The 9663-nt window shown below is 58.9% G+C and carries 11 protein-coding genes, 1 pseudogene and 1 riboswitch; of the genes and pseudogenes, 5 read left to right on the plus strand and 7 right to left on the minus strand.

The genetic code is table 11. The features are described 5' to 3' along the window. On the minus strand, positions 1 to 619 hold a 619-nt coding region (locus tag NKI16_RS33315), incomplete at its 3' end, for a phosphomethylpyrimidine synthase ThiC (protein ID WP_352924679.1). 103 nt (positions 620 to 722) lie between these two features. Then, a riboswitch (TPP riboswitch) is annotated at positions 723 to 839 on the minus strand. 567 nt (positions 840 to 1406) lie between these two features. Next, positions 1407 to 2003, minus strand: coding sequence for a phospholipid N-methyltransferase PmtA (gene pmtA, locus NKI16_RS33320; RefSeq protein ID WP_352595873.1), 597 nt, complete (start codon positions 2001 to 2003; stop codon positions 1407 to 1409). Between the two features lie 174 nt (positions 2004 to 2177). Between pmtA and NKI16_RS33325 the strand changes: the two genes are divergently transcribed. Then, the gene (locus NKI16_RS33325; protein ID WP_352784863.1) at positions 2178 to 2723 is read left to right on the plus strand and encodes a DUF309 domain-containing protein; all 546 of its coding nucleotides are present in this window, start codon (positions 2178 to 2180) and stop codon (positions 2721 to 2723) included. A 183-nt stretch (positions 2724 to 2906) separates the two neighbouring features. Here the strand turns inward: NKI16_RS33325 and NKI16_RS33330 are convergent, their stop codons facing one another. Next, on the minus strand, positions 2907 to 4562 hold the full coding sequence (locus tag NKI16_RS33330; protein WP_352924686.1) for an MFS transporter: 1656 nt from the start codon (positions 4560 to 4562) through the stop codon (positions 2907 to 2909). A 342-nt stretch (positions 4563 to 4904) separates the two neighbouring features. Between NKI16_RS33330 and NKI16_RS33335 the strand changes: the two genes are divergently transcribed. After that, positions 4905 to 5234 (plus strand): hypothetical protein, encoded by a 330-nt coding sequence (locus tag NKI16_RS33335; protein ID WP_352595863.1) that lies wholly within the window; start codon positions 4905 to 4907, stop codon positions 5232 to 5234. A gap of 151 nt (positions 5235 to 5385) precedes the next feature. Here the strand turns inward: NKI16_RS33335 and NKI16_RS33340 are convergent. Beyond that, positions 5386 to 6172: pseudogene (locus NKI16_RS33340) on the minus strand (aldehyde dehydrogenase family protein); the annotation flags it as partial. A gap of 228 nt (positions 6173 to 6400) precedes the next feature. Between NKI16_RS33340 and NKI16_RS33345 the strand changes: the two are divergent. Next, complete coding sequence (locus NKI16_RS33345; RefSeq protein ID WP_352595861.1) at positions 6401 to 6583, plus strand: hypothetical protein; 183 nt, start codon at positions 6401 to 6403, stop codon at positions 6581 to 6583. Between the two features lie 359 nt (positions 6584 to 6942). On the opposite strand, the gene NKI16_RS33350 is transcribed toward NKI16_RS33345, so the two are convergent. After that, the gene (locus NKI16_RS33350; protein ID WP_352924683.1) at positions 6943 to 7167 is read right to left on the minus strand and encodes a hypothetical protein; all 225 of its coding nucleotides are present in this window, start codon (positions 7165 to 7167) and stop codon (positions 6943 to 6945) included. Between NKI16_RS33350 and NKI16_RS33355 the strand changes: the two genes are divergently transcribed. After that, complete coding sequence (locus NKI16_RS33355; protein ID WP_352595855.1) at positions 7168 to 7560, plus strand: hypothetical protein; 393 nt, start codon at positions 7168 to 7170, stop codon at positions 7558 to 7560. A 101-nt stretch (positions 7561 to 7661) separates the two neighbouring features. Here NKI16_RS33355 and NKI16_RS33360 read toward each other — a convergent pair whose 3' ends face one another. After that, on the minus strand, positions 7662 to 7907 hold the full coding sequence (locus tag NKI16_RS33360; RefSeq protein ID WP_352595852.1) for a DUF6894 family protein: 246 nt from the start codon (positions 7905 to 7907) through the stop codon (positions 7662 to 7664). Beyond that, positions 7908 to 8633: a Crp/Fnr family transcriptional regulator gene (locus NKI16_RS33365; RefSeq protein ID WP_352595849.1), complete on the minus strand. Its 726-nt coding sequence runs from the start codon at positions 8631 to 8633 to the stop codon at positions 7908 to 7910. A 927-nt stretch (positions 8634 to 9560) separates the two neighbouring features. Between NKI16_RS33365 and NKI16_RS33370 the strand changes: the two genes are divergently transcribed. After that, on the plus strand, positions 9561 to 9663 hold a 103-nt coding region (locus NKI16_RS33370; protein ID WP_352924688.1), incomplete at its 3' end, for a cold-shock protein.

Below are 9663 nucleotides of genomic sequence, written 5' to 3' on the forward strand. Positions count from 1 at the left end.
CCAGGAAATTGCGACCGATAATCATCGGTTCGCTCTCGGGATGATTAATGTTGGCGGGAATGATCGCGCGTCCGCGCGCCACCTCCTCGCGCACGAATTCAGGCGTGACGAAGTCGGGGATCGCCGCGCCGAAGGCCTCGCCGTAGCGCTCAAGCTTGCCGTGCAGGATCTCGCGACCAAGATTCTCGCGGATGGCGACGAACTCCATTTCGGGCGTGATGATGCCAGCGCGCGCATAGGCAAACTGTGTCACCGCCTTGCCGGTCTTGGCCCGGAGTGGCCGGTTGCGGACTGGAAATTCCGGTGTTAGGCGCTCGCCCGCCGCAAACCCATTGTCTTCTGGCCGCACGTGGCGGCCGTCATAGGCTTCGACATCGCCGCGCGCGGCGACCCATTCATGGCGAAGCCGTGCAAGGCCATTTTCGATGCTGGTTTCGACAGTCGGGTCTGTATAGGGGCCGGACGGATCGTAGACGGTGACGGGCGGCTCGCCGGCCGTCGGATGGACGGAGATTTCGCGCATCGGCACTTTGATCTGCGGGTGGATGGTGCCGGGCTTGTGGATCTTCCGCGAGGCGGGCAGCGGTCCCGTCGACACGGCGGGGGTGAGGGCATTCATCTTGAGGCTCCTTTGCTCATGCATTGGAGACCCAGTTCTGTGCCGGAAGGATGAAAAGACGCTTCTGTCGACCTGCCGAAACAGGACCTCGGGCGTGAACTCCCGCAAAGCGCTTGCACCGTCCCTACGCCAGTATGAACTGGATCAGGTTCAACGGGTCACTGCGCCGCGAAAGCCAGCAGTATCTCAGCCCCTTGCCGGGACTCCCCTGGTGAATGCCCCAGGTTGAACGGGCCGGCGCGGCTTTGTCAAGCGCATTTGGCCCGTCCGTGCGACCGGCGAACTTAGCGCCGCCGTCCGAGAATAGCCGTGCTTGCGGCACCACGTCACCGATTTCGCCAAGAAGGACGCCTTTCTGAGTCGGTTTTGAAATTCAGGGAGGAGCTGAGAGACATCGATACCCGTAGCCGCGCCGAAGGTTCGCTCGACCACCCTGCGGCAGAATTTGGAGCTATTCTGACCGTCGAATCGACGGATGATCTCGACCATCAAGTGCAGGTGCCCGTGAGCTTGAGCCATAGGCGCCATTGGCGAACAGATGCTTCACCCAGCGCTAGTCTAGCGCTTGCCCTGACAACCTCCCGGAATTACCTCGCGCGGACGACCGCGACGTCGAGGCTTCGACATCAGCTGTCCGAACTGCACCCACCGCTCGTCTGTCAAATCAAACCAGGACCGCTTCGTCTTCTTGGCAATCTGGCGTCTGCCCCTGCTCTGTCCACATCCTGTTTGGGTGGAAGGCCACCACCCAGCGGAACCCTCAGAGAAGGAAACCGTCCAGATCTGGCTAGACTGCTCGACGATAAGTCCAGAGCTGTGCCGGCGGTATGTTGCGGACAACGAAGTGATAGTGGGAAACCACGTAACGGTCTGGCATCTTGATCACCGGCGACAGAGGTCCATATGTGATCTGAATTAGGGGCCGGCCGGCAGGAATGCGGGCAAGCAGATCCTCAACCAGCGCGACACGCTGTTCCATTGGAAAGCTCAACAGTGGGACTGCACTTACAACACAATCGAACTGTTCACCTTTGCGGTCACCCAAAGCTTCGTCCAGCGTAAATGCGTTGCCCAACCTGAAGTCCACATTCGGGAAGCGTTGCACCAGGCAGTTGTAGAAAATGTTGGAATATTCGACTGAAACCAGCTGGTGCGGCTTGATTCCCCTAGCCAGGATCGCCTTTGTGATGACACCAGTTCCCGCGCCGAGCTCCAGAATCGACAATCCTGACCGTGGATTCACCACGCTTGCCATCCGGCGTGCCGCATAAACCGAAGTGGGAATAAGGGCTCCCACGCCCTTCTTGTCCTTCTGCCAGCCTTTGAAGAATTGGACTTCTTCCTCAAACCGTTTGCCGAGCCGCTCCTTCAGTCGCAGAATCATATCTCCTCCTTGCATCAGCCGCTTACCCCGCGTCATGTATCTCGCAAAGCGCGTTTTTGCCAATCTCGGCACGGTTTAAAAGCCGGTTAAGACTGCTTGCGTGTCAGGGCGCGCTCAGCATGAATTGCCCGTTAACGCGCTTTCGTGTTTGCTGGGTCTATGTCACGCCCTCGCTTGCTGCCCGAAAAGAGTTTCCCGAGCTATGCGTATCTGCCCGGCAAACATCCGCATCCGGTGCGCGATCCCTTGGGCCATAGTTACCGAACAGATCCGGTGACGGTCGCCGTTGGCGAAGCGCTCGGCTCAGATGTGTTTCGATGGGGGATCGATCTTTTCAACCACGGCTACTACTGGGAAGCGCATGAGGCTTGGGAGCCTCTTTGGCACGCTGCCAAACAAAGCGCTCAGCACCGCCTGTTCTTCAAGGGGCTGATCCTGTTGGCGGCGGCCGGGGTGAAGATCCGCGAGGGCAAGCGGGTCGCTGCGGCGCGCCATGCTACAAGAGCTGCAGGGCTTTTTCGTCAGGTGGTGAGAGTGCCGGGCGGCCTGTTTGAGAAAGCACTGGGAATGACACCCGCCGCGCTCGCTGAACATGCCCAAGCGATCGTAGCTTACCCGGTTGTTCTGCGGGAGCCAAAGCCTGCCCAGCCTGAGCCCGTCTTTGATTTCATACTCGCACCAGGATCCGAGAGCGATCGGCAATTCAGTGGTCCAAGCTAACTTTGTCAGCAGGAAACGAGGCCTTTGAAAACCGCTCACCACCCGCATGCGTCACAAACAATAAGAGTGCAGTGATGTTTTATAGGCAACTCGCGGCCGCTTCGATGTCGATGGTCTTGAAGGTCGGGGGCTGACCGGTCGCGCTCGTAGCCATCGATTGATGACAGAGATGCCGGCCAGGCTTCAATGACGGGGATGGCGAAAAGCTGAGTGCTCGGGCTTGCGGGCCGAGCTTGTCGGCCGCTCGATGGAAAGTGTCATTTGAGGTGGGGTCTCGGCCGCGTGCAGCTGAAAGACACGCTCGTCCAGTTCCTTGTCCACTTCCGTCAGACGATGATTGAGGCGAAGGTAGTCCGTCCAGGTCGGCGTTCGGAACGTTTCTGTCCACTGCATAGGCTTCTGAAGGTTGCGCTGGAGCGTCCAGTTCCGAGCACCGACGCGGCTGTGTACATGACGCCGCTGCCGCATGAGGTCGAGGAAGGCCTCGACATTTCTCTCGGCTATCAGATATTCGATCTTGACCACGATCGGGCCGCTTCTCGGCTTCAAACTGAGAGCGACAGCTGGGGCGTCGAATTCCTCCAAAGGATCGGGCTCGGACTCGCGGCGCTCGCGAAGAGGAAACAGAACGCCGGCTGCAGCGACGATCAACAGGGCTCCAGCGGAGCCCTCCAGCGCCCAGGGCAACGAATGGTTTTCGGCCACCGTGCCCCACACCCAGCTGCCGAGCGCGATGCCACCATCTATCAAAGCATAGTAGATTGAGATGGTGCGCCCCACGACCCAGCGCGGGCTCGCCAGCTGCACGCTCACACCGACCCCGGACCAGGCGGTGACCCAGCCGGCGCCACCCAAGGCGAGTGCAATTGCCGCCACCGCAATCGAAGATGTCAGTGCCAGGGAGAGAGAACACGCCGCGCAGGCGACGCAGGAGAGCCTCATCAGCCTTTCTTGCGACAAGCTCCGTCTGAACAGGCTGTTGGAGAGGCCGGCGAAGACGGCACCTGTCCCGAAGCCGGCCATGAGCGCGCCATAGGCAAGCGGGCCTCCTCCCAGCTGGTCGCGGACAACCACCGGCAGCAGCGCGAGTATGGCGATGCTCGCCAAGCCAAAGAGGGTACCGCGCGCGATCGCAGTCTTGATTTCCGATGACATCGCGGTGAAGCGCAGCCCATCATAGATCGCCGTCCTCATCGGCTCACGCGGCAGTGGCGAAGAACGAACCTTCCACTTGAAGCGCCAAATAGTGGTCAAGGGTACGAAATAGGTGAGCGTGGTCACGGCAAATGCCGCCATGAGGCCGAATGAGGCAACCACAAAGCCGCCGAGCGCCGGGCCAACAGTCCGGACGGTGTTGAAGCCAACAGAAAGCAGGGTGACGGCAGCGGGAACATCGCGTCGATCCACGATATCGCCAACCGACGCTTGCCAGGCCGGATCATTGAGAGCACCGCCGCTTGCGATCAAGAAGCTGAAGCCGAGGATCATCCACGGACTGACAAAGCCCAGCGCCACGGACGCGGTCAGCATCGCGGACGCAATCACCATAAGGCACCGACCGGCGAACATGACCCGGCGCCGGCTGAAATTGTCGGCGAGAGCCCCGGCAAAAACGGACAGGACGAAAGCGGGCAGGTTCGACGAAGCCTGCACCAACGCAACCATCAGATCGGAAGTCGAGATCGTCGCCATCAGCCAGCTGATGGCGACAGTCTGCATTAACCAGCCGAGGCTTGAAACCTGCGTCGCGAGCCAGATCGAACGAAAGGTGGGCTGCAAAAGTGGCCCAAAGGTCGTTGGTGCAGCCAAATCTTCGTTTGATCCAGCCACCCTACTCATTTTGCGAACCCTTTGCTTTCCGTTATTAGCGCTTCCCATGTAATCTAGGCTGAACCGTGGCGGCTGGAAGAATAGAGAGGAACTGTTTGCCTCCGGCGAGTGCAGAACAGTTTCCTCGGCATTGAGGGTTGCGGCACGCAGGCGTGGGCCGGCTCACTCGCCTTCGAAGATATCTGGTAAGGTCGGATTCACTTGTCGCTTAACGCACCAGGCTTCATCAACGCGCACTTTGCCGAGCGATGCCTTTTCGCGAAACGCGACCCTGTGCTTTTGTTGGAAACTCATTCATCAGCGGCGTTCGATGCGCTGCGTGTGGCTTAGGGAGAGTGAGGACGCTTGCAGATGTTTGACAGGATCGATTCACTGATAGACGCAGACGATTGCCGGGCCGTGATCGAAGAGGCGCGCGCCTTGCTGCTTCAGCTTGAACAAAGGTCTGGTGCGCTCACGCATGCGATAGACGACTTTCTGCTCGACCTGATAACGCTGGCTTTCATTGTTGAATGTTACGGACGCGGCTTTGAACTTTTGGCGCGAACGCTGGCCCGTAGAAGACTGGCAAAGGTCAGGCTTTTGTCGGAAGGGGTCGATTCCGCCAGAGAGAATGACGCCCAAAGCTTGTTGCTAACCGGCTATCGCGCCGCGTTCCGCCACAGTGACAAAGGCAATTGACGACGTTCGACCGCCAAAAAAATAGGCGGAAAACCGGGCCCTTTATGAGGCAGACTGGGTGTGGATTGTTCCACGAATCTGAAACTGCGGGTCGATTTCGTGGCGTCCGGCCGTCCGCTGGCCTTCATCGCGGCAGTCGCCGCCCGCCGCCTCAGATGCCGCCCATGCAGAGGTACTTCATTTCAAGATAGTCTTCGAGGCCGTGGCGGGAACCTTCCCGCCCGATGCCGGACTGTTTATCCCGCCGAAGGGCGCGGCTTCTGAGGACATTCGTCCCGTGTTGATCCCAACCATGCAGACACGCTTCAGGTTTGAAGCATAGAAATACGCGGCAAGGCCGTAGATCGTGTCGTTGGCCTCACGCACGACCTGATCGGCATCCTCGAAGCGGATAATCGGCGCCAAGGGTCCAAAGGTCTCCTCTTGCGCCACGGTCATTTCCCTTGTGACCTTGTGACGCCGCTGAGGACCGTAGGCTGGAAAAACGTGCCGTCGCTGCCGATCCGGCCGCCGCCACATCGGATCGCGCCACCTTTGGCCAAGGCATCGGCAATGTGAAGTTCGATCTTGGCCAGTGCATGCCCGTCGATCAGCGGACCGATGGCGACACCTGGATCGAAGCCGTCGCCGACCTGAAGCTGGCGGACACCATCCACGAATTTGTCCACGAACGCATCATGAACGCCCGACTGGACGTAAAGGCGGTTCGCGGAAACGCAGGTCTGGCCGGCATTGCGAAACTTGGCCTGGATTGCACCGTCGACGGCAGCATCGATGTCGGCATCATCAAAGACGATGAAAGGCGCATTGCCACCCAACTCTAGACCGACTTTCTTTATCTGGTCCGAGCACTGGCGCATGAGCAATCGGCCGACCTCCGTCGAGCCCGTGAAACTGATCTTGCGGACCTTGGGGTTGGAGCAGAGTTCGCGGCCGACCGTATCGCGCCGACCAGGCGGGGCTAGAGGGGATCGTCTCCAAGCGCGCCGACAGCGCGTATCGAAGCGGCCCGACCATCGACTGGCTGAAGACCAAGAGTTTCGTCATCAACAAATATGAGCTGATGGGCGTCGAGAACGAGCCGGGTAAGGCCGCCATGGCCCTTTTGGCGCAGCCTGGCACCGGGGCAATATGTCGGGACAGCCTTTATCTCGCTCAGCCGTGACATGAAGAAGCGGTTGTGGCAGCGCGTCCAGGATCATGCCGCCCACAAGCCCGAGGGTATTAGGAAACGGCCTGCGACCAAGTGGGTGAAGCCGGGAGAGGTGAAGCTCCGCGTCAAGCACCTCCGCGGCGAGCACAAATATATACGCCATGCCTCGCTGCTGGGTTTCGACGATGAGAGCTAGGCCTATCTTTCCTAGCCCGCTGGCAGAAATCTGTCCGAAAGCGTACAATAGCAGATCGTCAGCAACAAAACATGGCCGCTGACGCTTAGGAGCGACCATCGCGCTCTTGGCCCAATACGAGGCATTTGGTGTGATGTCAGAAGAAAAAGGGCGCCCCGCCATGAAACCCCAAATAGTAAGCGATCTTGCGCGGGAGTCAGGGGCCACCGAACAACAAATACGCGAGATAGCATCGCTGGTCGGCTTCGATCGCAGCTCGATCTTGCGGGAAGCTCGTCTCCTCAAAAACAACAAATAACCTCAGGGCTTCATTCGCGAGTGAGCCGCTCGGTCGAGCCACGCTGCCTCACGGTGGCGGGCTATTTACCTTGCAGGTCGCTAGTCAGAACTCTAACGCGGCCGGTCTCGTCCAACTGCCCTGCATCGTACTTTTTAGATGCCATTTCACGGACGGCATCCAGGCCGAAGTCTTCGATCGCTTCGGTCGATGTCACGACGAGGACGCGCTCTGTTCCATCAAAGGCTTCAAGCACCAACTCGAACCGCTCAGTGGTTCGCTCTTCGCCAGTAAAAACCAGGCCCATATGCCTTTCTCCCTTCCGATTAAGGTCTCGCCACTGAAAACAGCGGGAGAACAGCGAAAGCTGCCGACCCTTTTGAGCCTTTTGAGTGTTCGCTGTGGGGCCTTGTATGAAAAAATCTCGCTACCGGATTTCGCGAGGAACGGCCGGAATTATCGAGATAGCCGTTCGACGGTTTCAATGATGGCCTTGGCAAGGGCCCTGATGGCCGAACGCGGCACATGGCGCTATGTCGGGAAGCGCGTCCAGGAACACGCAGGCCTTGCGCCGAAGGGCATGAAGCGGCCGGCGACGCAATGGGTGAAGCCAGGGCTGATCGGCCGCGTGAAGCACTTGCGCGGCGAGGAAGATCTGCGGCATGCCTCTTTGCAAGACTTCAGGGAAGAGAAGGGCTAGCGGGGCCATGTATCCTCCCGGTACTTAGCCAAGATTTTAGGCAGGGATTGTTGCGGCCTTCAAGGCTTCGTACGATACCGAACAGTCGCGTTTCGGACCGGCTAAGCTGGCCCAAGCACCTCGTCGAATGGCATTACGAGGACCACTCTGCCGCTCTCGTCGGTGACCTCGAAACTACAGTCGAACCAGCTGCGGATCGTGTACATGCGTGTGCGGAAGACGAGGTCCCGCGCATTGGCAAGCGCATGGGCGCGTAGAGCCTCATCGTCTGGCAGTTCGTCGCCTTCGGCGTCAGGTATCATCCGACCGCGATAGCGAACATTCAGGAAGTAGCGCAAGGCCGCCACTCATCTCTCTCGCTTGATCGGGAATTGGAACACGTTGGAGTATTCCTTCTCGGCGAAGCCGTAGGACTGGCCAGCAATCTGTTCCAGCTTCTCGCGATCCCGAAGCGTGATGTTTCCACGCGTGGCTCTGATCGCGCCGACGCTCTCCAGCATCTGCACCGCAATCGTGACGCCGGGCCGACGCGAACCCAACATGATGCTCATGAACTCATGCGTGAGGGGCATGTCATCCTGCTCCAGCCGGTCATGCGTCATGAGCAGCCATCGCGCCAGCCGCTCCTCAATGGAGTAGCCGGCATTGGCATAGGCCGTCTGGCTGACTTGAACGATAAAGGTATGCACGAAGCGCAGAAGGAGCGCGCGCAACGCGGGGCTCTGGTCCATCGCAGCGTGTAGGTCTCCGGCTCCAATGCGGAATGCTTCGCCCGCAGCCTGAACCATGCAGGAGTGCGGCGTGCGGTCCACGCCCAGCACCAAAGCTGTACCCACCAAACCCTCCGATCCCACCATGCCGACCTCAAACCGTCCTTCCCCGGTGTCGGCGACGATTGATGCAATCCCATATTCTGGGAAGGTCACATGCGCGATTGTTTGATCGGCTCTGAACAGATGTTCTCGCAACTCAAATGTGACCGCCTCAAGATGCGGCTGCACCAGTGCAAAGTCGTCAGGCGACAAAGACGTCAGCAGACGATTGCGAATTATTGATTGCTGGAGCTGAGCCATGCTCGTCGCCTCCCTATCGGGGCAAGAGCACGCGCATCTCTCAGTCGCTTGCGCCCTGATGTCAGCAAGCGATGGCCAAATATCCTACTAATCCCTGTCTCTAGCAATGATATCTGGCGCTAAGTCCGCATGAGTACGAATCCGTACACAAGTTTCAGTCTGGATCGACCGGTTCGACCGTTGATGGTTTCGGCGTCTGCTGGAACTTAAAGCTTTGGTCCAGCTTATGGCGATATGAGCACACGCGGGATAAACTTCCTCGACAAATGGATGGCAGAACACCTGCCGGATACCGCCGGTACAGACGTCATCTCGGTGAGCGAACTGACGCAGAAACTGTTTGCCGACGCAATGAGAGAGCTGAAAAAGTGGATGCCCCCAAGCGAACATATCGTCTGCAGTTCATGCTCAATGCGGAGGAGCGCGCTGTCCTGGATGCTTGGCGGTTTGAGAACAGACTGCCAAACCGTGCTGAGGCAGTACGGGCGTTGCTGCAACGCGGGCTCATGGCAAAGGGTTATGATGCAGAGCCAAGCGCACGTTCGGGCGATTTCAGAGTTCTCAAGCGCCCCGACGACTAGAGCGGGCGGTTGTTCCTGACTCACCTTTGAACTGATCCAGCAAAACGCTCGCCTGATCGATCGCATCGGCCCTGGTCGGAGTGATTAACGCTTCGATCCTCTTGACGATGGCGATCGTACGAGGTGCCGGCGCCCGACTCCTCATTGCAAGGTTCACCATGTGGTGCGTTAGTTTCGTCTGCCTTTGCGACTGCCGCTTGGTCGCGGCCAGTCCACTGGCTGCATGATGCGCTTACCAAGGCGTGTCGCTCCGGGCCTTGCGGTCTTTCGCATTGCTGCGTGATACTATGAACCGGCCCGGCATGCCGAACCAGAACGTGTTGCAAACTTTACAAGGAATACGCATATGCCGACTGGAACGGTGAAGTGGTTCAACAGCACCAAGGGGTTTGGATTTATCCAGCCCGACAATGGCGGTCCGGATGTTTTCGTCCACATTTCCGCTGTCG

The organism is Mesorhizobium sp. M0698 (genome assembly GCF_040320455.1).
In the GTDB taxonomy this organism is placed as follows: domain Bacteria; phylum Pseudomonadota; class Alphaproteobacteria; order Rhizobiales; family Rhizobiaceae; genus Mesorhizobium.